Raw genomic sequence first — 21,352 nt, forward strand, 5'->3', positions numbered from 1 at the left:
GCCGCGACGTGTCGCGGCTTTTTTTATGTCAGAGCGCCGGTGCGAAATCCGTCCGGCGACGACGATGTGGATTCGCATTGGACAATCGCGCCAGCGCCAGCAAGCGCGCCGTGCGCATCCACGCCACCACGACGACGCCCAGCTGCACGATCAGGAACGCCACCAGCGTGCCGCCACCCACCGCGGTGGTGTGGCCACGCCACGACGCGATCAACACGGCAAGCACCGCGCCCACCGCGGTGATCACGATGTACACCAGCAGCGTCGCGAACGGACGGCGCAGGAACTCCATGAAACCACGACCCAGGGCGCGGAACGCCGAGCGCAGCGTGATATCGGCGATATACGCCGCACGCGCCGACTCGACGATGCACTGGACGATCACGAACACCAGTAACGTCAGGCCGAGCGCCACGTGCTGCCAGAGGTCCGCGGTCGACTCAAGGAAGGCGGCGTCCACCTTGTCGTCGCCAAACGCCGACAGGCCCTTCATGGCCATGGCGAAGAGCGCGTACGGGATCAGCGACAGGATCAGCAGGCGCAGCATGCGACCGTATTCGGTGGCGCCGCCCTGGAGCAGGCCACCGAAGCTCAGCGCGCGGCCCGCACGGCCGCCGGCGACGATCATCCCGGTGAGGAACGGTGAGATCGCCAGCGTCAGCAGGAGGCCGGCCGCGAAGGCCATCCCCGTGCCGTGGTTACGTTGCAGGCCGCTCATCACGTCCGAGAGCAGCAGGGCGTCGAAGTGCGCGGCGTAGTAGTCGGCACGCACGTTGTGGCCGAGCATGTCGTCGAGCAGTGACCACAGCGGCAGCGCCACGACCATCGTCGGCAGCAGCGTGACCAGGACCCACAGCAGCATCACCCGCCACTGCAGGCCGCCGATGGCGCCCGCGCCAAGCGCGGCAAGGGCGGAACGTTTCACTTGGCCGTTCATAGCGTCACCAGCATGCTGTAGATGCCCTGGACCAGGGCGGCGAAATCCGACGTCCAGCGACGCGTGGCGGCATGGTTCGCTTCCACCGTGCGGCTGTCGTTGAGCTTGTTGCTGTCGAGGTAGATCTTCTGCTCAGGATCGAGCTCGGCCGACGTGGCCTTCACCGGCTTGGTGAACACGAAGCGTGCCCAGCGGCGCTGGTCATTCCAGTGCACCGTCTCCACCGACTCGTCAGCGAAGGTCACCTTGAGCACCTGCGGCGTGGCAATGCCATCGCGCCAGACCGTCACTGTCGTCTTGAACGGGAACGGGCCGGTGCCCGGCTTCGCATCCGGGTGGGCCTTTTCCCACGCGTCGCGCTGCTTTTCGATCGCCTCGTCGTTGTCGTCGCTGGACAGCTCGACGCGCTTGCCGTCCTTGATCGACACGCCCGCCTGCGGGAGGACTTCGTCGCTGGTGATGGCGCTCACCGAGTCGTCCATGCGGTCCGTGCCGTACATGTAATGGTCGAATACATCGGCGACGACCTCCGGCTTACCCGACACTTCCGAAAGCGTGGCCTGCAGGTCGGCGAGCGACGGGTGGCGGAAATGCCACGTGGCGTAGTACTGGCGGAAGGCCTTCTCGGTGACGTCCTTGCCCAGGCGCTCTTCAAGGTCGTGCATGGCCGTGGCCGTGCGCGAATAGACGGTGCCGTACTGCGAGCTGGAGAGGCGGTCCCACGAGTTCTGCCCGAGCGGATCGGACGGGTGGCTGAGGATCGCCGTCATGCGCTCGAACCCGAACACGCTCAGCGGCGGCTCGACGCCGAAGAACTGCCACAGCGGCGTGGTGAGCCAGATGTCCTGCTTGCGCTCACGCAGCATGCGGTCATCCCAGTACTCATTCATGCCCTCGTCCAGCATGGGCTCTTCAAACTCGTTCGACGCCAGCAGGCCGTAGAAATAGCCATGGCCGAACTCGTGGATGGTCACGAAATCGATGAACCATTCCGAGAACGTCTTCGGCTTCACCTTTTTGGCGTTGTCCGACGTGAAGAACGTCGGGTACTCCATGCCGCCCGCCTCGCTGGCGTTGAACGGCGGCACGATGCCGGTGATCGTCTTGTACGGGTACGGGCCGAGGGTGTTGGAGAAGTAGGTCAGCGAGTCGGTGGTGGCCTTCAGCACCGGCTGGGCGTCGGCCTCGTATTCCGGCGGGTAAAGCACCTTTACCTTCACGGTGGGGCTGCCCGGCCCCTGCCAGGTCGTCTCGACGGTCTTGAAGTCCGGCGCCGCCATCCAGGCGAAGTCGTGCACGTCGGCCTGGATAAAGTGCCAGATGAGGTCGTTGCCCTCGGGCACCGGATCGCCCTGCTGCTCGCCGACGGCCGCCACGGTGTAGGCCTTGGGCACGGTCATGCGGACGTCGAACTCGCCGAAGTCGGCGAAGAATTCGCTGTTGAAGTGGAACTCGTGCACGTTCCAGCGCGGCTCGGTGGCACCCCGTTCGCCCGGGAGCTCCAGCACGCCGATCTTCGGGAACCACTGGCCGACGAGGTGGAATTTGCCCACGTAGCCGGTGCGCTCGATCACCCGCGGCAGCTGGCTGTGGAAGGCCATGTCAAGGGTGACGCTGCCGCCGGCGGGCACGGGCTGGGCCAGGTCGACGCGTATGACGGTGTGGTCGGTGGCCGGGCCGCCGTCGGGATGCACGTAGCGCCACTTCAGTGGGGCGCCGTCCTGGTCGATGTGGCCGAGGTCGATATAGCCCCACTCACCCTTCTTCACCTTGCCCAGGCCGCGCGAACCGCCTTCGGGCGCCAGCACGTTGCGCTCGGTGAAGAACGTGCTGCCCTCGCTTTCGAACGCATTGAGGTACAGGTGGAAGAACACCGCCGACACGGGGCGGTCGCTGCGGTTGCGCCAGGTGAGCTGCTGCTGGCCATCGACCGTATGTTTCTCCGGATCGAGCGTGGCCTGGATGCGGTAGGACACCACGCGATCCGACAAGGTCGCTTCGCTGCCGGTGCGCGGGCCACCCCAGGCGGTCGGCGCACTCGGCGTGCGGATCAGCCCGGCATGGGCCGAGGCGAACGGAATCTCGACGGGCACGACCGGCGCGGCCACGCTGCTTGCGCCTGCCGGCGCCATGGCGGACGGTGCGCTGGCCGCCGGCGCGGTGGCGACGGGCCTGGCCGGTGGTGGCGCGGAGGCCGGCGGGCTCTGGGCCCACGCGGCAGTGGCACACGACATGGCGCCCGCGATGACAAGACGTACAACCCTGGCTGCCTCGCGGCGCATGTTCCACCCTCCCCTGTAATCCAGCGAGATTGCTGGACGTGTCACGGACCCGATATAGGCCAGAGGTCACGGGTGTTAGTCAAGCTTTCAACCGGCGAAGGCGCGTTCGCGCATCCACTTGGTGACGATCCATTTCTCGCCGGCCACGACCGGCGCGCCGCCGTGCAGCGAGAGCGGATCGAGCGAGCCGTCGGCCGCGGCATATTCGAAGTACAGGCCCTGCCCCTTGCGCGGCACGTAGCTGAAATCGATGCGCGGGAAGATCGTCTCGCCGCCGGCCTGCGCGTCGTCCAGGTACATGATCAGCGTGGAGACCCGCTGTCCGCCGCTGGCGATGTGCGGCGCACTGCCTTTCTGGTCCGGCGCGAAGTAGTCGTAGTGCGGCATGTATTCGCCGCCCACGCCGTAACGCATCACCTGCAGGCCTTCGCCGTGCTCCTCGGGCAGCTGCATGATCGCCGCCGTGCGCGCATCGATGCGCTGGACCAGCTCGCTCTCGGCGCGATGGAAGTAGGCCCCCTCGCTGGTGCGGATATCCATCACCGTGTTGCTGCCCGAATCGGGCGCGACCACCGCCGAGCGCGCCAGCCGCGAGCGGGCCAGCGCGATCATGCCGTCGCATTCGGCCGCATCGAGCACGTTGTCGAGCACCGCGATCACCGGCCGGGCCACGCGCACGAGCACGCGGATGTCGCGATCGGGCGTGTGGATGACGTGGCCCGCGGGCAGGCGGCTTACGAAGTCGCTGGCCTGTGCGTCGCCGCTGGGCGGTGGCGCCACGCCGCCGAAAACGCTATCGGCGATGGCCTCGCGCGCCACGCGCTCGTCGAACTGGTGCTCTTTCATCGTGGCAAGCAGCTCGGCAGGCGCGCTGCCATTGGCCAGCGCCTCGCCGATCCAGCGGTGCCAGTCGGGCGTTACCTTGGTGTGTCGTCGGGTCTGCATGGCTCCATTGTGCATGGCGCCGGGCCATCCAGCAGCCAGGCCAACTTTTTCGCCCGGGCCAGCCGCTTCAGCGCGTACTCGGCGCGGGAAGCCGCGGAGCGGTCCTCGAAGGGCCGGGCGCCCAGCAGCTTCACGGGCGGGTTGGCGCGGGTGTAGCGCGCGCCCTTCCCGGCCGCGTGCGCCGCGTAGCGCGCTTCCACGTCGTTGGTGATGCCAGCGTACCAGCAGCCGTTACGGCATTCGATGAGATAGACGTACCACATGGACACAGCATAATGCCCCCATGAGCTACGACCTCGCCGTGAACCTGCCGCTGCGCGCCGCGCCGACCGCCCGGCTGCGCGAAGCCCTGGCCAGCTTCCCGCTGGACGATGGCCTGCTGGGCTACCCCGCCCCCGAGGGCGGCATGGCCGTTCGCGAAGCCATCGCCGGCTGGATGCGACGGCACAACGGCTTCATGGCCGTGGACCCCCGGCGACTACTGCTTACCGTGGGCGCGCGGCACGGGCTGGTGCTTGCGCTGGAGGACGCCTGCGCCCCGGGCGACACCCTGCTGATGGAAGAGACCACCTTCCATGGCTTCCGCCTTGGCGTGCTCGCCCATGGCGTACGGCCCGCCGCGGTGGCCGTGGATGACGAGGGCATGCGGCCCGATGCCCTGGACGAAGCGGTGCGTCGCACCGGCGCGCGCGTGGTGTATGTGCAGCCCACCCTGCACAACCCGACGACGGCGACCATGTCGCTGGGCCGCCGCGAGGCTATCGTCGTCGTGGCGCGCCAGCACGGGCTGACGTTGATCGAGGGCGATGTTTACTCCGCGCTCCGCTGGCAGGACGACGACCCGCTGCCGGCCCTGGCCGACCTGGCCCCCGGGCATGTGCTGCATGCCGGCGGCATGGGCAAGGTACTGGGGCCTGGCCTGCGGATGGGCTGGCTGCTGGCACCGGACGATGCGAGCCATCAGCGGATCACCGAATCCCTCACGCTGGCGACCGACGGCCTGCCACCCCTGTTGCCCGCGATCGTGGGCGGCTGGATGGCCGACGGCACCGCGGACGGCCTGCTCGATACGCTGGCGGTGTCCATGCGCGACCGGAACGTGCTCGCCCGGCAGATCCTCGGCGAGGCGCTGCGCACGGGCGGCGGCATGCACGCATGGCTGCCGCGCGACGACGCGGACGCGGTGTACGAACGCGCGCGGAACGCCGGTGTGCTGGTGACGCCACCCGTGCCCTTCAATGCCGAGGGTGGCCCGGGCCGTGGCCTGCGGGTGTGCCTGGGCGCCGAGGAAGGCCCGGTGCGGCTTGAGCAGGCGCTGGCCACGCTGGCCAGCGTGCTTTAGGCCTTCTTCGCCTGGGTCAGCTTTTCCAGCGCCTTGCCCACCGCCGCGAACGCGAAGGCGCCCGTGACGTGCGTTGCTGCACCCAGCCCACCGCCGCAGTCCAGTTTCAGCGGATCACTACCCGCCGGGCGCACGCCACACACGCTGCCATCGGCCTGCGGGTACTGCACGTTCTGCATGGAATACACCGCGGACACGCCAAAGAAGCGATCCGGGTTGCGCGGGAAGTTGTACTCCTGGCGGAGCCGCTTGCGGATCATGCTGAGCATGGCGTCGTGCTCCGTGCGCGAGAGGTCCCGCACGCGGATCTGGGTCGGGTCGGTACGGCCGCCGGCGGCGCCCACGGTCACCAGCGGCACCTTGCGGCGCCGGCACCAGACGATGGTCTCGAGCTTCACCTTCATCGCATCGCACGCGTCGATGACGACGTCGTAGTTGCGGTCGAGCAGCTCGTCCAGCGTCGAGGGCGTGAGGAAGCGCTCCATGGCCTCGAGGCGGATGGTCGGGTTGATGGCGTGCGCGCGCTCGGCGATGACGCCCACCTTCGGCCTGCCGTACTGCCCCTCAAGGGCATGCAGCTGGCGATTGGTGTTCGACAGGCAGACGTCGTCGCCGTCGATCAGGGTCAGCCGGCCGATGCCGCTGCGCGCGAGGGCCTCAGCCGCCCACGAGCCAACGCCGCCAATGCCGATGACGCAGACGTGCGCGTGGGCGAGGCGGTCCAGGGTGCCGCGGCCATACAGCCGCTCGATGCCGGCGAAACGTTCGGCCTGGGCCGTGCTCACGTGGGACTCGGTGGGAATTTGGGTGTGCATTATCACATATTGAATCGGGAGGCCTGTCGGCTATGCTGACCGCCACGCTAAGCCATGGAAAACCGATGCGCGCGCTGCTTCTCATCGTCCTTGGCCTTGCGATAGGCGCCATGGGCGCCATCTCCGCGATGTCGGCCCTGCGCCAGGCCACGCCCTTCCATGATGGCGTGATGGCAGTGATGCAGCACCACATCGGCGTGCTACGCGCTAACGTGCGGGCGAAGCATTGCGATGCCAAGGCGTCCGCCAGCCACCTCGTGCGCCTGCGCCAGGCGTCAGGGGACATCGGCGAGGCCTTCACGGGCATGGAGGTGGGCTTTGACCAGGCCGCCGGCAAGCTCACCAGCGCACTCGATGGCGCGGTAGCCGCCGCACCCGCCACGTGCGAGGCCCTCGCCGCGGCGCTGAAGCCGGTCGGAGAGGCCTGCTCGGCCTGCCACCAGCAGTACCGCTGAACCACGCGCCTGCCATGACCATGCCCGCCCCCGACGACGAACCCACCCCGCGCCAGCCCTACCTGCGGCTGCAGCTGTGGCTGTTGCTGCGTGCGCTGGCCCGGTTCGAAACCACCATGTGGCTGCGCACCCGCTACTCGCAGCCGAAGATGGTGGCCATCGGTGTCGTGGGCAGCTTTTCGCTGGCGGTGTACTACCCGGTGTGGGCCTACCTGTTCCCGCAGCCCTACGAAAACCTGCCGATGCGGCTGGCGTGTAGCGCCACCTTCATCCCGCTGGCCCTGCTGCCCTGGTGGCCGCGCCGGTTGAGGGCCTACCTGCCGACGTACTGGTACTTCGCCATGACCGTGGCGATGCCCTTCTTCGTCGGCTACATGACCCTGCGCAACGCGACGCCACCGTGGCTGATGACCCACATGGCCTGCGTGATGCTGCTGATGATGCTGTTCGACATCGCCAGCTTCCTGCTGGTGTTCACCACGGGCAGCCTCCTGGCCGGGGTCGCCTTCGCGCTGTCGCCCGGGGCGGTGCTGCACGGCCAGACCATGCTGGAATACGTCCCCCTGCTCCTGTTCGGGATCGTCGGCGGGGCCACCTGTACGGTGTCGTCCACGATGGCCGAGCAAAGCCGGATCGACGCCCTGACGGCCGCCTCGAACAACATTGCCCACGAGCTGCGCACCCCGCTCGGTTCCCTGCGCATTGCCGCCCGGGCCGTGGCCCGCTATATGCCCGACCTGATCCGCAGCCACCGCCTGGCCGAGAGCGAGGGCCTGGCGGTGCCGGAGATGCGCACGCAGAACCTGCATGCCCTGGAGCGGAGCATCGGCGTGATGGAGCGCGAGGTCACGTACGCCAATACCATCATCGACATGCTGCTGCTCTCCGCGCGGGCCATCGGCGAAGTGCCGCTCACCACCCTGGGTGCCCGCGACTGCGTGGAGCAGGCCCTGCGCCGCTTCCCCTATGGGTCACGGGCCGAACGCGAGCGGATCACCCTGTCGCCCACCGGCGACTTCCCCCTGCTCGGGGAGGAGACCCTGGTGGTCCATATCCTGTTCAATCTCCTGCGTAACGCCCTGTTTCATACCGACCGGGCGGGCAAGGGGGAGATCCGGGTGTATATAGAAGCAGGCGAAAACGGCAATCACATCCGGGTCCACGATACGGGCCCGGGCATACCACCGGACGTACTTCCCCGTATTTTCAATCGTTTTTACTCGTATTCGAGCGACAGCGCGGGTACCGGCAACATCACCGGCCTGGGGATAGGTCTCGCTTTTTGTCGCGCGGCGATGGAGCATATGGGCGGAGGCATCATGTGCCGTACCAATCTGGGTGAATTCACAGAGTTCACCCTCACCTTCCCGATTACGGAGGCCGGGGTCCGGCAGTGATGACTCTGAACTCGCAGGGCGATATCCAGCCCTTTCATTTTCCGACGACCACGGTGCTCGTGGATGACCACGAGGAATACCTCGACGTCGTCCCGTTGCTGCTCGACCCCATGGTCCGGGTGCGCACGTTCAGCTCGCCGCGCAGCGCGCTGGCCACGCTGGGCAACAACGGCAGCCGCCCGGTGCCGGGTGGCGGCTGGCTCTATCGCTGGAAGGACCGCCCCTCCGAGACCCAGGAGCTCGTGGCGCTGGATATCGATTCCATCCATCGCGTGGTGTACGACCCGGAGCGCTTCGCCGAGATCTCGGTGGTCGTCGTGGACCAGGCCATGCCGGAAATGGACGGCATTACGTTTTGCAAGCGCTTGCCGAATCCGCATATCGGCAAGATCCTGCTGACCGGCCGGGCGGACGACGCCACGGCCATCGACGCCTTCAATTCGGGCGTGATCGACCGCTTCATCCGCAAGAACGACCCCCTGGCCATCGAAAAGCTGCAAACGGCCATCGTCGAGCTGCAGCGCCGCTATTTCGAACGCGCCAGCGCCTTCGTGGCGGAAACCCTGGCCCTGGGCAACTTCCGTTTCCTGCGCGACCCGGCGTTCCGCGACGTGCTGCAGAGCGTGACGGCCACCTTCCAGCCGGTGGAGTGTTACGTCCACTGCAACCCGACCGGCCTGCTCCTGGTGGACGCGTGGGGCATCGGCCGCTTCCTGCTGGTGCAGACCGACGAAGACCTGCGCACGCATTACGAGATCGCCTCGGACCTGGGTGCGCCCGCCGGCGTGCTCGAAGCCCTGCGCAGCGGCGAAGCCCTGCCCTGGTTCAACTCCCGCGACGGCTTCTACCACAAGGGCGTGGAGAACCCGGAGGGGCATATGTACCCCGCCACGGCGGTCTCCGGCGAGCAGTGGTACTACTACGCCCTCATCGACGACGTCGAGCGCTTCCGCCTCCAGCACGTCAAGTCGTACCGCAGCTGGCTGCGCGAACAGGACCTGAGCCTGTCCGCCGATAGCCGCCCGCGCTTTATCTGACCCAACGCTGACCCACTGGCTTAGGCCCCTGCGAATGCCGGAATCCCCGGCGTCGTGGGGCGCCCGTGGTCGTATGCTCGGCATGCCGTCGCTGCGAGCACGTTTTCCGCGCGACCTCTCTCCAGGTTAGGCAGGGCCCGCGCCTGGCGTCACATCGACCAGGGGGATTGCCTCTCTCGTTTTTCGCTTGCCCGGGCGAGGCAGGCGTGCGCGCGTCGTCCCGTGGACGGCGCCGTGGACATCGCCCATCCCTCACCACCGAGAGAGAGAGAGAGAGAGAACCCATGGAAAACCTCAGCCATCTGCACCCCATCGCCAAGGCGCCGGCCCTGCCCGACTTCGTCCAGCGCAGGGTGGAACGATTTCACCTCGAACGCGTTGCCATCGACTGGGGCGGTCGTCACATTTTGCGCGGCCGCAAGCCAGTCGCGGGCGACCTGATGCTGCAGAGCAACGATTACCTCGCCATCGCCGGGCACCCTGCGATCGTCGAAGCCCAGCGCAGCGCACTCGCCAGCGGTGGCCTGGGCATGATGATGTCCGCCCTGTTCCAGCAGGACGCCGACCAGCCGCTGCACCGCGTGGAAGCCGAGCTGGCCCGCGCCGTCGGCACGCAGGATGGCATCCTCGCCCAGTCCGGCTTCGCCGCCAACGTGGGCCTTATCCAGTCCATCGCCGGGGAACGTGTCCCGGTCTACGTCGACATGCTGGCGCACGCATCGCTGTGGGAAGGCATCCGCAGCGCCGGTGCCAAGGCCGTGTCCATCCTCCACAACGACGTGCAGCACCTGGAAAAGCAGCTGCTGCGCAACGGGCCCGGCGTCATCGTGGTGGATAGCGTGTACAGCACGAACGGCAGCCTGGCCCCTCTTCGCCCGATCGCGGACCTCGCTGCTGAACATGGCTGCGTGCTGGTCGTCGACGAATCGCACTCACTCGGCACGCACGGCGCACGCGGCGAAGGTCTCGTCGCCAGCCTCGGCCTGAACGACCGCGTGCACTTCATCACCGCCAGCCTCGCCAAGGCGTACTGCTCGCGTGCGGGATTCATCGCGTGCACCACGCGGTTCAAGGACTACTTCGGTTGCGAAGCGCTGCCGGCCATCTTCAGCTCCTCGCTATTGCCCCACGAGCTGGCCGGGCTCTCGGCATCGCACCGGGTGATCCAGACCGAAACCTGGCGCCGCCAGCGTTTGCGCGAGGTGACCCGCCACGTGCGCCGGGAACTGACGGCGATGGGCTTCCCGATTGGTGACGGCACCGAGCAGATCATCGCGTTTGAAGCGGGCCAGGAAATCCTTACCGGCACCGTGCGCGATGTGATGGAGAAGCATGGCGTGTTCGGCTCCGTGTTCAGCGCACCGGCCACCACGGTGAACCGCTCGCTGCTGCGCCTGACGTTGAACGCGGGTATGGACGACGGCGCCGTGCAGCACCTGCTGGACGCCTGCCGCACGGCACGCGCCGAGCTGTCCCTGCCGGAGTGGAGCGCCAGCCGCCGGCTGCGCCGCGAGGAGGCTCGCAGCGCGGCGAGCGAAGTGGCCTGAGGATGCGCGGTGCGCGTCCGTTGCGCTCAGCGCAGCGTGACGCGCCCGCGCAGGATGTCCCAGAACATCACCCAGTCGCCCATCAGGCTGTAAAGCGGATGCTGGAACGTGGCGGGACGGTTCTTCTCGAAGACGAAGTGGCCGATCCATGCAAAGCCGTACCCGCCCACCGGCGCAAGCCACAACCACGCCAGATGCCCCGTGGATACCGCCAGGACAATCGCGACAAGGACGAGCAGGCTGCCGGCAAAATGCAGGCGCCGGCAGCGCACGTCCGCATGCTCGCCGAGGTAGAACGGATAGAACTCGCGAAAGGTGGCAAAGCTGGCCATGGAAGCTCCGCGTCAGTACGTGGGCAGGGGAATACGCTCGTGCTCATCGCCGGGCACCACCGGGAAACGGCCCGCCTGCGCGGACCAGTCGGCTTTGGCCGCTTCGATCAGCTCCTTCGAGCTTGCCACGAAGTTCCACCACAGGTGGCGCTCGCCATCGAGCGGCGCGCCGCCGAACAGCATCACCAGCGACCGCTCAAGCGCTTCGAGCGTCGGCGGCTCGCCATCGTGGGCGACGGCCATGTCCAGTGCCTTCAGGTCGAGCCCGCCAAAGCGCGCGGCGCCTTCCACCACATACGCACCCCATTCCGCGTGCTGCGCCGGCATCGGGATGCGCGCGCCTTTTTCCAGGCGGGCCTCGACGAAGAACATCGGCGCGAAGACGCGCACGGGCGACACCGCGCCAAACGCATCACCTGCAATGACAACGAGGCGCCCGCCGGGCACGTCCACCTTTGGCAGTTCGGTGGCCGCGTGGTGGTGGAACTCGGGCGCGATCTCTTCATGCGACTTCGGCAACGTCACCCACACCTGGATACCGTGCAGCTTCTGGCCGTCGTGGCGCTCGGTGGGCGGTGTCCGTTCGGAATGGACGATGCCGCGTCCCGCGGTCATCCAGTTCACGTCACCGGGATGGATGTCGACGTTGCTGCCCAGGCTGTCGCGATGGCGAATGGCGCCATCGAAAAGCCAGGTGACCGTGGCCAGGCCGATGTGCGGATGCGGACGCACGTCCATGCCGGTATCGCCGGCGAAATCGGCCGGGCCCATCTGGTCGAAGAAGACGAAGGGGCCCACGTGGCGCGCCTTCAGGTGCGGCAACATGCGGCGCACCTTGAAGCCATCGCCAAGGTCTTTCTGCTTGCCGTCGATGAAGTCGGTGGTCATGGGGTTACTCCGTGGGTGTCAACGTAGCCAGTCACTGATGCGCGCCGCAAGGGTCGCGGGCATCTTCATCCAGGCGAAATGGTCGGCCGGCTCGCCGCCAAGATCGTCCGGAGTGATGACGCCGAGGGTGCGCGGCGCGTCCGGCATCTTGTCCAACAGGAACGCCACCGACGATGCGGGACCGAGCCAGTCATCGCGCAGCCGCAGCGCCAGCACCGGTGCGCGCTGCGTGCGCAACGCGGCCTCGAAGTCCACGGGCATGCCGCGGGCGGCATAACGGCCGGTACGGCCGCTGCGTGACCAGTCGCTGATGACACCACGCGCCTCGTTCCCGCCGAACCCGATGCGACGACCGGGCAAGCGGCCTACCAGGCTCGCCAGCAGCGGCGCACCCACGTAGGCCAGGGCCACCCACGGGCGAAAGCGCCGCCAGTACGGCGCGCCACTGGCCACCAGCACCACGCCCGCGACGGGCTGGCTCGTGGTGGCGGCGAGCAAGGTGGAGAGCTGGCCGCCGAGGCTATGGCCGCCGACGCACAGCCGCGTACCCGGGAACGCGCTGGCGAGCGCCGCGGCGCTGGCCGGGAGGTCATCCCCAAGGAGGGCCTTGTAGCCCCAGCTGTTCCGCCGGCTGGCCCGCTGGTCACTGGACCCGTGGCCGCGCCATTCGTGCACGCCCACGGCAATACCCAGCCCGGCCAGGGCCAGGGCGAAGCGTTCGTAGTGGCGGGCAGCAACGCCCAGGGCGGGTACCCACAGCAAGGCGGCACGAGGCGTGCCGGCGGGGCGGAACAACAAGAGGTCGGCGCGGGCGCCATCGGCCATGCGCAGCGGCATCACCGCCCGCACTGCGTCCAGGAGGGGATCACTCATGCGTTTTCGGGGCCCATATGGCAAAAGGCTCCCCCGGCGACAGGGGCCGGAGGAGCCAAGGTTCTTGCAAAGCGGCCGGACGTGCCAGCCGCAAAAGCCTTACTTCGGCACGACGTTGTCGGCCTGCGGGCCCTTCTGGCCCTGGGTCACGGTGTACTCGACCTTCTGGCCTTCCTGCAGGGACTTGAAGCCATTGCCCTGGATGGAGCGGAAATGCACGAAAACGTCCGGGCCACCCTCATCCTGAGTGATGAAGCCGAAGCCCTTCGCATCGTTGAACCACTTGACCGTACCTGTTGCCATCACACACACCTCTATACCAGCACTCGAAAACCCGGCTCGCAGCCGGCGACTTACTATGAATGCAGGACCGGGTGAGGCGACGGAGCGTGATCATCGAACGCGCGCACATCGGGCCACTCGCGTGACCGCGCAGACACAGTAGGGTGGATCATAACCATATTCGGAGAAGATTCTGTAGGGGAATGCCTACATAGGACGTTTATTTGACGCCGATCACGCATGCAGGCGTGAAGGAAATGAGAAATCAGGCCATTTCCTAGGAAAACACCCGTTTTCATGGGCAAAAAAAAAGCCCGGCGAATGCCGGGCTCTTTCCTGCAGCGAGTGATCAAAAAGGCTTAGGCCTTGTTGACTTCCTCAGCCTGCAGACCCTTCTGGCCGTTCACGACCTTGAAGGAAACCTTTTCGCCTTCGGCCAGCGACTTGAAGCCGTTGCCCTGGATAGCGCGGAAATGGACGAAGACGTCCGGACCGTTCTCACGCGAGATGAAGCCGAAGCCCTTCGCGTCGTTGAACCACTTAACGGTGCCGATTTCACGATCCGACATATGTAACACTCCAAACGTAATAACTAATTGAATAACCAGCAATTTCTTATGAAATTACGGCTTACTGGTGTGCAAGGAAACGCGAGGAGCGAAGCGATGTGGCAGATCCGTGATCAGCGGCATCGGGTCAACGGAACTCTATGACCCCGGCAAACACAGCGGGCGAATCATACCCGCCCCAGCGGAAAATAGCGATGGATCGGTTTTCGCTAACGCGGCATTCACCCACAATCGTGCAAATCGTTGTCGCGTCGCACTCCCTGTGCGATTTGACTCCACCACCGATCCACGCTCCGCAAGGGGGACGACCATCATGAAAACCCGCTTCCACCGCCTCGCCCCGCTGGCCCTGTGCGCCATCGCCCTCGCCGCCTGTTCGGACCACAAGCCGAAACCGACGACCACCCAGACGGTCACGGCCAGCCCGACCACCAGCTCGACGTCGCGCACGGATACCACCAGCGTCACCAGTGTCCCGGCCGGCAAGAAGGCAGGCACCAGCACCGCCGCGGCCGCCGCCAAGTCGGGTCCGCTGCCGACCAGCACGGGCATCGCGGCTTGCGATGAATACCTGGCCAGCTACAAGAGCTGCCACCTGGCCGCCGGGGTGTTCTCCCGCGACCAGATCGAGCCGCGCTACGAAATGATGCGCGAGAGCCTGCTGCGCCAGTCGCAGGACCCTGACATGCGCGACCAGCTGCCCAATCGCTGCACTTCGCTGGCCAGCCAGCTGAAGGATGCGTTGCACGGCAAGTCGTGCGCCGATACGCCGGCGCCCGCCTCCACGCGCTGATCAGCCACGGCAGGCCTTGTTGAGCTGGGCCGCCAGCCCCTTCGGGCTGGCGCCCTCGATGGCGACCCGCGGCGTGCCATGCCACGCCGCGCATTCGCACAGCGCCAGTGCGATCCCCTCGACGAGGGCGGGTGTCAGCACCACGTCCTCCTCCAGCCACACGCCCAGTACCTGGAATAGGCCCGCGCTCCGCTGCGCCTTTGCGTCCACGCGCCCGACCAGGCGCCCCCGATGCAGGATCGGCAGCGCGTAGTAACCAAAGCGGCGCTTCGCCGCGGGCGTGTAGCACTCCAGGGTGTATTCGAAGTTGAACAGGTCCTGCGCGCGTGCGCGGTCCCACACCACCGGATCGAAGGGCGAGAGCAGCGTCGTGCGGGTGGCGCGTAGCGTGCTCGATGCGGCCTGGGCCAGCAGCTCGCCATGGTCGGCGTGGACGTAGCCCGGATCATCCCAGCCATCCACCTCGACGCGTCGCAACACGCCGCGCGCAACGAGCGGTTCCAGTTCGGCATCGGTCACGCGTGGCTTGAGCCGGTAATAGTCGGCGATCCAGCGAGCACGCGCGATGCCGAGGGCCTGCACGCTGCGCACGATGAAGTGTTCGCGCACGGACGCCTCATCGAGCACACCGGCCGGCGGCGGTTCCGGCCAACGCGCGACGACACGCTCCGCCAGGTCGTACACGCGCTGGAAGCGCTCGCGACGAAGCACCATCAGCTTGCCGAGCGCAAACCATGCTTCGAGCCATTTCTTCTCGGGCTTCCATCCCCACCACCCCTTGCTCGCCGGCGCATCGCGCTCGAAATCGATGGCACGCAACGGGCCTTCGCTGCGAATGCGTTCAAGCAGCGCATCCATGTCGGCGCGTGCGTCCGCATGCGTGCGCTCGGCCATTTTCTGCGCCCAGTGGCCGGCACGGCCAAGGCGATAATCGCGGTGGTAATGGAACTCGCTGGCGGGAACGAAGGACGCTTCGTGCGCCCATGCTTCGGCGAGGTGGCCGTCGGCCAGCGCGTCGTCCAGCCATTCGTTGCGGTAGCTTCCCATGCGCGAGAACAACACCATGTAAGGGCTACGCGCGACCACGTTGATGGTGTCGATCTGCAGGATACCCATGCGCGCGATCGTGCTGCCCACGTCGGCCTTTCGTGCCTTGCGCGTCGCGCCTTTCAGGAGGCCTTGCGCGGCGAGGTGAAGGAGCTGCGCCGAGCGGTGCGAGAGCCGGAGCACGTCGTTCGTGGAGGTCTCGTCGGATACGCGTGATGGCACGGTGGAGGCCTTTCCGCAGTTGGGCCACCATTAAATCGTCCCTTGCTAGCGTGGGCAATGAGGTCGTGGCCTGCTGCTGCGATACCCACCACGCAACGTAAGAGGAGGCTACCGATGAAGATGCACGTTCGCGCCGTTGCCTTCGGCGCATCACTGCTACTGGCAGGCGGGGCACTTGCCCAGTCGGCCCAGTCCGATCCGGCGCTGCCGCCTCCGCCGCCGGCTCCGGTCACCCCTGCCGTGCCACCCGCTCCTCCGGGCGAAGCGACCCCGCCTCCGCCTCCGGCGGATCCGGCGACGATGCCGGCGCAGGCCCAGCCTGGCATGCCGCCGCCGGCCGGCAATGCGCCGCCTCCCCGCCCCCCGCCGCCCCGCCGGGCGCCCCGATGCCGCCGCCTCCGCCGCCCCCGGGTGACAGCGGTACCGCCGGCATGACCAGCGGCACGTCCATGCCGACGCCGCAGGGCCAGGTGCAGGTCAATAGCGGCCCGGCCGCGCCGAAACCCGCGGGCCCGGCCCCGGACTTCGCCACGCTTTCCGGTGGCAAGGGTTCGATCACGCCGACCCAGGCCTCGGCCTATCCGCTGCTGGCCAACGACTTCCAGTACGCCGATAGCAACCGCGATGGGAAGATCAGCAAGGCCGAGTACACCAAGTGGGTGGCCCACTCGGGTGCGGGTACGCCGTAAGCCGTAGGCACGCTTGGGAAGGCTGGGAAGCGGGGACGCTTCCCAGCCTTCCATGTTTTCTTGCTGAACGTGCGCAGGTTTGCACGTTCTTCACACATTTGCGGCAGATACACTCCCCGTTCGCCGTCAGGGTCGTCGGCCAAGGAGTATCACCGCATGAAACGTCTCCACACCGTGGGCGCGCTTGGCGCGCTTGCCTGCCTGCACGCCGCCCAGGCCCTCGCGCAGAATCCCAGCCCGATGGACATCCGCGCCTGCGCGGCCATCGAAACCGACGCCCAGCGCCTGCTGTGCTACGACAAGGCCACCGGCCGCACGCAGATGCCGCAGGCGGTGAAGAAAGAAGATGCCAAGGGGCATTCGATCAGTGTTGACCTCGCCACGCGCGACTCCGGCAACGTCGCCCGCCCGCTGTCGCTCCTGGACAGCCGCTGGGAGCTCTCGCCGGAATCGAAGCTGGGCACGCTGAACCTGCGCGGCTACAAGCCGACGTACGTGCTTCCCTTCTTCGGCACGACGAACCAGAACGACACGCCGCACAGCCCCGCGCCGGACCACACGGTGTCCACTCCGCAGGAGCTGGATAACGTCGAGGCCAAGTTCCAGATCAGCCTGAAGACCAAGGCGTTCGAGAACCTGTTCGGCGACAACGGCGACCTCTGGGTCGGCTATACCCAGTCCTCGCGCTGGCAGGTTTACAACAAGGACAATTCACGCCCGTTCCGCGAAACCAACTACGAGCCGGAGGCCCTGCTCGTCTTCGCGACGCACTACGACATCCTCGGCTGGTCGGGTCGCCTGGCCGACATCGGCATCAACCATCAGTCAAACGGCCGCGCGGATCCGCTATCGCGCAGCTGGAACCGCGTCGTCGCCGACGTGGGTTTCGAGAGGGAAGGATGGACGGTGATGCTGCGCCCGTGGTGGCGCATCCCCGAAGCCCGCAAGGACGACGATAATCCGGATATCGAGGATTACATGGGCCGCGGCGAGATCCAGGTGGTGCATGAAGTAGGCCGCAACGAGTTCGGCCTGACCGCGCGCCATTCGTTCCGCACCGGCGACCGCTCGCATGGTTCCCTGCGCGGGACCTGGAGCTTCCCCGTGGTGAACAACCTGCGCGGGTACCTGGAAGTCTTCAACGGGTACGGCGAGAGCATGATCGACTACAACCACCGGGCCACGTACCTGGGCGTGGGTGTGTCGCTGCTCGACTGGTATTGATCCACGTGACGCTGGCAGGGCGAGCTCACCAGGAGCCCGCCCTGCCAGCGCATCAGCAACGCACCACCTTAGTGGTGGTGGCCGCCTTCACCGTGCACGTGGCCGTGCGACAGCTCTTCTTCGCTGGCTTCGCGCACGCTGGTGATTTCCACGGCGAAGTGCAGGGTCTGGCCGGCGAGCGGATGGTTGCCGTCGACGGTGACATTGTCGCCTTCGATCTTCGACACGGTGACGTTGATGCTGCCCTGGTCGTTGCGACCCTGGAACTGCATGCCCGGCTGCAGGTCTTCCACGCCCTGGAAGGCCTCGCGCGGCACGACCTGGATCAGCTCGTCGTGGCGCACGCCGTAGCCTTCTTCCGGCACCACGTCGACCTTGAACTGGTCACCCGCCTGGCGGCCTTCCAGCGCCTTCTCGAGGCCCGGGACGATGTGGCCTTCGCCATGGATGTAAGCCAGCGGCTCGCGGCCGTCCGAGCTGTCGATGACGTTGCCCTGGTCATCGGTCAACGTGTAGTGGAAGGAAACGACGCTATTGTGGCCAATCTGCATGAAATTCTCGCTCTGACAGTGGGGATGGAAGACATGGGGCGTCTTCGACGCCCTGCAAGGCTAGGGGAGAGACCCCCTTGGTGCAAATCCGGACGCCTCGGGATGGTGCGCCGCAACCCGCCAAGACGCCGTGATCTGCTAATTTCCCCGCTTTTCCCCCACCCCCTCGTCGCGTCACCGGGAGCCCCATGTTCGACTGCATTCTGATCGCCAATCGCGGTGAAATTGCCTGCCGCGTGATCCGGACCTGCCGCCGCATGGGCATCCGTACCGTGGCCGTGTACTCCAGTGCCGACGCTGACGCGCAGCACGTGCGCCTCGCTGACGAGGCCTGGCCCATCGGCGGCCCGCGCCCCGCGGAGTCGTACCTGCGTGGCGACGCGATCATCGAGGTGGCGCTGAAGGCCGGGGCCCAGGCGATCCACCCGGGCTATGGCTTTCTCTCAGAAAATACTGATTTTGCCCGCGCCTGCGCGGCCGCCGGCATCGCCTTCATCGGCCCCCGCCCGGAAAGCATCGACGCCATGGGCTCGAAGGCCGCGGCCAAGGCGCTGATGGAAACCCACGCGGTGCCGCTCGTCCCCGGCTACCACGGCGACAACCAGGACCCGGCCCACCTGGCCGCGGAAGCCGCGCGCACCGGGTTCCCGCTGATGATCAAGGCCGCCTCCGGTGGCGGCGGCAAGGGCATGCGCATCGTCCGCGATGCCGGCGCCTTTGCCGACGCCCTGGCCTCGGCCCAGCGCGAGGCGGCCAACGCCTTCGGCGACACCCGGGTCATCCTGGAACGCTACGTCGAGCACCCGCGACACATCGAATTCCAGGTGTTCGGCGACACCCACGGCAACCTGATCCACCTGAACGAGCGCGAATGCTCCGCGCAGCGCCGGTACCAGAAGGTGCTGGAAGAAACCCCCTCGCCCTTCCTGGATGCCGAGCGCCGCGCCCGCATGGGTGCCGCCGCGGTGGCCGCCGCGCGCGCCGTGAATTACGTCGGCGCCGGCACGGTCGAGTTCATCGTGGCCCAGGACGGCGAGTTCTTCTTCATGGAGATGAACACGCGCCTGCAGGTCGAGCACCCGGTCACCGAGGAAACGCTGGGGCTGGACCTCGTCGAATGGCAGCTGCGCGTCGCCGCCGGTGAAACCCTCCCGCTGGCGCAGGCTGAGGTGAAGGCCCACGGCCATGCGATGGAAGTGCGCCTGTACGCCGAGGACCCGGAAGCCCACTTCCTCCCCGGCTCCGGCAAGCTCCTGGCCCTGACCCTGCCCACGCCATCGCGGCACGTGCGCCTGGACGGCGGCGTGGTCGCCGGCGACACGGTCACCATCTTCTACGACCCGATGATCGCCAAGCTCATCGTCTATGGCGACGACCGCGCGGACGCGCTGGAACGCCTGCGCGATGCCCTCGCACACACCGACATCGTCGGCCCGAAGTCCAATGTCGCCTTCCTCGAAAGACTCATCCGCCATCCCGTGGTGGTCGAAGGGCGCATCGACACCGGCTACCTCGACCGTCACCTGGACCAGTTCCTCGCCGGTACGGCGAAAGCAGGCAACACGGAGCGCTTTGCCGCCGCCGTCGCGGTGCTGATGGCCGACGAGGCACGGCACGCCAACCCGCCGCACGACCCGCACTCCCCGTGGGGTGGCGCGGATGCGTGGCGCCTGGGCCATCCGGGCAAGCGCGTGGTGGCGTTGATGGAGGGGGACACGCGGCACGAGATCGATGCGCACGGCCACGCCGGGCATTACGTGCTGCACCAGGGCGACGTGACCTGCACGGTCGCGGGTGCGCGCCTTGCCGACGGCGTGCTGTCCGCCCGCTTCGACGACCATGCCCGACGCGTCCCGCTGACCCTGGCCGGCACGCGTGCGACGGTGCACGACGCCGAAGGCGCGCGCTGGGTCTTCGAGCGCGCCCCGGCCTTTGCCTGGGCCGGTGCCGCCGGCGACACAGCCCGCCACGTCGTGGCGCCGATGCCGGGCCGCATCGTGCTGGTGCGCGCCGCGGTAGGGGATACGGTTGAGGAGGGCCAGGAGCTGCTGGTGATGGAAGCGATGAAGATGGAGCTGGCCTTGAAGGCGCCCCGCGCCGGCCGCATCGAGTCCATCTCGGCCGTGCAGGGCGAGTTCGTGGACGCCGACAGCGTCCTCGTGCGTTTTGCCGAGACGGCCTGAAGGACCCCACCATGAACACCTCGAATCACGTTCGCATCGTTGAAGTCGGCCCGCGCGATGGCCTGCAGAATGAAAAGGCCATGCTCGCCGCCGCGGTGAAGATCGAGCTGATCAACCGCCTGTCGGACACCGGCCTGGCCACCATCGAAGCCACCAGCTTCGTCAGTCCCAAATGGGTGCCCCAGCTCGCCGACGCCGCGGAGGTGTTCACCGCCATCCGCAAGGCGCCGGGCGTGGTGTATCCCGTGCTCGTGCCCAACCTCCAGGGCTACGAGCGCGCACGCGAGGTGGGCGCCACCGAAGTGGCCGTGTTCACGGCGGCCTCCGAGGCCTTCAACCGCAAGAACATCAACGCGTCCATTGACGAATCCATCGACCGTTTCGTCCCGGTGATGGAGCGCGCGCGCGCCGATGGCGTCGCCGTGCGCGGCTATGTATCCACGGTGCTGGGCTGCCCTTACCAGGGCGAGGTGCCGGTAGACGACGTGGTGCGCGTAGCCCGGCGCCTGCATGAGCTCGGCTGCCACGAAATCTCGCTGGGCGACACCATCGGCGTCGGCACGCCCGCAAAGGCGCGCGCCATGCTGCGCGCCGTCGCTTCGGAGGTGCCGATGGCCGCGCTGGCCGTGCATTTCCACGACACCTATGGCCAGGCCCTGGCCAACATCCTGGCCTGCCTCGAGGAAGGCGTGCGCGTGGTCGACAGCGCCGTCTCCGGCACCGGCGGCTGCCCGTACGCGAAAGGCGCCACCGGTAACGTCGCCAGCGAAGACGTGGTGTACATGCTGCACGGCATGGGCATGTCCACCGGCGTGGACCTCGATCGCCTGGTCGCCACCGGTGCGTGGCTCGCCACCCAGCTGGGCAAGGAAACGGCCAGCCGCGTCACGCGGGCCCGCACCGCCGCAGCCTGAGGTTCCGTCCCGCCCTTCGCCGTGGCAG

22 protein-coding genes are annotated in these 21,352 nt (G+C 67.3%); 10 read left to right on the forward strand and 12 right to left on the reverse strand.

Features of this window, described 5'->3' with window-relative positions:
- Positions 1 to 28 precede the first annotated feature (28 nt).
- The 4 genes from FIV34_RS14125 to FIV34_RS14140 form a co-directional block, all read right to left on the reverse strand.
- The gene (locus FIV34_RS14125) at positions 29 to 925 is read right to left on the reverse strand and encodes a hypothetical protein (RefSeq protein ID WP_139983798.1); all 897 of its coding nucleotides are present in this window, start codon (positions 923 to 925) and stop codon (positions 29 to 31) included.
- 8 nt (positions 926 to 933) lie between these two features.
- On the reverse strand, positions 934 to 3,219 hold the full coding sequence (locus tag FIV34_RS14130; RefSeq protein WP_246058628.1) for a M1 family metallopeptidase: 2,286 nt from the start codon (positions 3,217 to 3,219) through the stop codon (positions 934 to 936).
- An 87-nt stretch (positions 3,220 to 3,306) separates the two neighbouring features.
- A complete protein-coding gene (locus FIV34_RS14135) occupies positions 3,307 to 4,164 on the reverse strand; it encodes a 2OG-Fe(II) oxygenase (RefSeq protein WP_139983799.1) in 858 nt (285 codons plus the stop codon).
- A complete protein-coding gene (locus tag FIV34_RS14140; RefSeq protein ID WP_139983800.1) occupies positions 4,137 to 4,427 on the reverse strand; it encodes a GIY-YIG nuclease family protein in 291 nt (96 codons plus the stop codon). Before FIV34_RS14140 ends, FIV34_RS14135 begins: the two co-directional genes overlap by 28 nt.
- 20 nt (positions 4,428 to 4,447) lie before the next feature.
- On the opposite strand from FIV34_RS14140, the gene FIV34_RS14145 reads away from it, so the two are divergent.
- Positions 4,448 to 5,506, forward strand: a complete 1,059-nt coding sequence (locus FIV34_RS14145) for an aminotransferase-like domain-containing protein (protein WP_139983801.1) — start codon at positions 4,448 to 4,450, stop codon at positions 5,504 to 5,506.
- On the opposite strand, the gene tcdA is transcribed toward FIV34_RS14145, so the two are convergent.
- Positions 5,503 to 6,321: a tRNA cyclic N6-threonylcarbamoyladenosine(37) synthase TcdA gene (tcdA, locus tag FIV34_RS14150; RefSeq protein ID WP_139983802.1), complete on the reverse strand. Its 819-nt coding sequence runs from the start codon at positions 6,319 to 6,321 to the stop codon at positions 5,503 to 5,505. The two genes, FIV34_RS14145 and tcdA, sit on opposite strands and share 4 nt — an antisense overlap.
- 65 nt (positions 6,322 to 6,386) lie before the next feature.
- On the opposite strand from tcdA, the gene FIV34_RS14155 reads away from it, so the two are divergent.
- The 4 genes from FIV34_RS14155 (at position 6,387) to cqsA (ending at position 10,757) form a co-directional block, all read left to right on the forward strand.
- On the forward strand, positions 6,387 to 6,776 hold the full coding sequence (locus tag FIV34_RS14155; protein WP_139983803.1) for a cytochrome c: 390 nt from the start codon (positions 6,387 to 6,389) through the stop codon (positions 6,774 to 6,776).
- Between the two features lie 14 nt (positions 6,777 to 6,790).
- On the forward strand, positions 6,791 to 8,173 hold the full coding sequence (locus FIV34_RS14160) for a sensor histidine kinase (RefSeq protein WP_139983805.1): 1,383 nt from the start codon (positions 6,791 to 6,793) through the stop codon (positions 8,171 to 8,173).
- Positions 8,173 to 9,210, forward strand: a complete 1,038-nt coding sequence (locus FIV34_RS14165; RefSeq protein ID WP_139983807.1) for a response regulator — start codon at positions 8,173 to 8,175, stop codon at positions 9,208 to 9,210. Before FIV34_RS14160 ends, FIV34_RS14165 begins: the two co-directional genes overlap by 1 nt.
- Before the next feature lie 284 nt (positions 9,211 to 9,494).
- Positions 9,495 to 10,757: an alpha-hydroxyketone-type quorum-sensing autoinducer synthase gene (cqsA, locus tag FIV34_RS14170; RefSeq protein WP_139983809.1), complete on the forward strand. Its 1,263-nt coding sequence runs from the start codon at positions 9,495 to 9,497 to the stop codon at positions 10,755 to 10,757.
- A gap of 26 nt (positions 10,758 to 10,783) precedes the next feature.
- On the opposite strand, the gene FIV34_RS14175 is transcribed toward cqsA, so the two are convergent.
- From FIV34_RS14175 to FIV34_RS14195, 5 genes are all read right to left on the reverse strand, one after another.
- Complete coding sequence (locus tag FIV34_RS14175; RefSeq protein WP_139983811.1) at positions 10,784 to 11,089, reverse strand: Mpo1-like protein; 306 nt, start codon at positions 11,087 to 11,089, stop codon at positions 10,784 to 10,786.
- Positions 11,090 to 11,101: 12 nt separating this feature from the next.
- Positions 11,102 to 11,977, reverse strand: coding sequence for a pirin family protein (locus FIV34_RS14180; RefSeq protein ID WP_139983813.1), 876 nt, complete (start codon positions 11,975 to 11,977; stop codon positions 11,102 to 11,104).
- Positions 11,978 to 11,995: 18 nt separating this feature from the next.
- Complete coding sequence (locus FIV34_RS14185) at positions 11,996 to 12,850, reverse strand: alpha/beta hydrolase family protein (protein WP_139983815.1); 855 nt, start codon at positions 12,848 to 12,850, stop codon at positions 11,996 to 11,998.
- Positions 12,851 to 12,949: 99 nt separating this feature from the next.
- Positions 12,950 to 13,153: a transcription antiterminator/RNA stability regulator CspE gene (cspE, locus tag FIV34_RS14190; protein WP_089973954.1), complete on the reverse strand. Its 204-nt coding sequence runs from the start codon at positions 13,151 to 13,153 to the stop codon at positions 12,950 to 12,952.
- 338 nt (positions 13,154 to 13,491) lie between these two features.
- Entirely contained in the window at positions 13,492 to 13,701 is a 210-nt protein-coding gene (locus tag FIV34_RS14195; RefSeq protein WP_046967385.1) for a cold-shock protein, read from the reverse strand.
- A 313-nt stretch (positions 13,702 to 14,014) separates the two neighbouring features.
- On the opposite strand from FIV34_RS14195, the gene FIV34_RS14200 reads away from it, so the two are divergent.
- On the forward strand, positions 14,015 to 14,494 hold the full coding sequence (locus tag FIV34_RS14200; RefSeq protein ID WP_139983817.1) for a hypothetical protein: 480 nt from the start codon (positions 14,015 to 14,017) through the stop codon (positions 14,492 to 14,494).
- Here FIV34_RS14200 and FIV34_RS14205 read toward each other — a convergent pair whose 3' ends face one another.
- Positions 14,495 to 15,763, reverse strand: coding sequence for a winged helix-turn-helix domain-containing protein (locus FIV34_RS14205; protein WP_246058629.1), 1,269 nt, complete (start codon positions 15,761 to 15,763; stop codon positions 14,495 to 14,497).
- A 386-nt stretch (positions 15,764 to 16,149) separates the two neighbouring features.
- Here FIV34_RS14205 and FIV34_RS21010 point away from each other — a divergent pair, with 386 nt between their 5' ends.
- Together FIV34_RS21010 and FIV34_RS14210 are read left to right on the forward strand one after the other, a co-directional pair.
- Positions 16,150 to 16,452 carry an EF-hand domain-containing protein gene (locus tag FIV34_RS21010; protein WP_170207631.1) on the forward strand — a complete coding sequence of 101 codons (303 nt, stop codon included), beginning with the start codon at positions 16,150 to 16,152 and terminating at the stop codon, positions 16,450 to 16,452.
- Positions 16,453 to 16,608: 156 nt separating this feature from the next.
- Positions 16,609 to 17,676: a phospholipase A gene (locus FIV34_RS14210; protein WP_139983819.1), complete on the forward strand. Its 1,068-nt coding sequence runs from the start codon at positions 16,609 to 16,611 to the stop codon at positions 17,674 to 17,676.
- 68 nt (positions 17,677 to 17,744) lie between these two features.
- On the opposite strand, the gene FIV34_RS14215 is transcribed toward FIV34_RS14210, so the two are convergent.
- Positions 17,745 to 18,227, reverse strand: a complete 483-nt coding sequence (locus FIV34_RS14215) for an FKBP-type peptidyl-prolyl cis-trans isomerase (protein WP_139983821.1) — start codon at positions 18,225 to 18,227, stop codon at positions 17,745 to 17,747.
- Positions 18,228 to 18,415: 188 nt separating this feature from the next.
- On the opposite strand from FIV34_RS14215, the gene FIV34_RS14220 reads away from it, so the two are divergent.
- Positions 18,416 to 20,410, forward strand: coding sequence for an acetyl/propionyl/methylcrotonyl-CoA carboxylase subunit alpha (locus tag FIV34_RS14220; RefSeq protein WP_139983823.1), 1,995 nt, complete (start codon positions 18,416 to 18,418; stop codon positions 20,408 to 20,410).
- A gap of 11 nt (positions 20,411 to 20,421) precedes the next feature.
- Complete coding sequence (locus FIV34_RS14225; protein ID WP_139983825.1) at positions 20,422 to 21,324, forward strand: hydroxymethylglutaryl-CoA lyase; 903 nt, start codon at positions 20,422 to 20,424, stop codon at positions 21,322 to 21,324.
- Positions 21,325 to 21,352 lie beyond the last annotated feature (28 nt).

Source organism: Luteibacter pinisoli (genome assembly GCF_006385595.1).
GTDB classification, from domain to species: Bacteria; Pseudomonadota; Gammaproteobacteria; order Xanthomonadales; family Rhodanobacteraceae; genus Luteibacter; species Luteibacter pinisoli.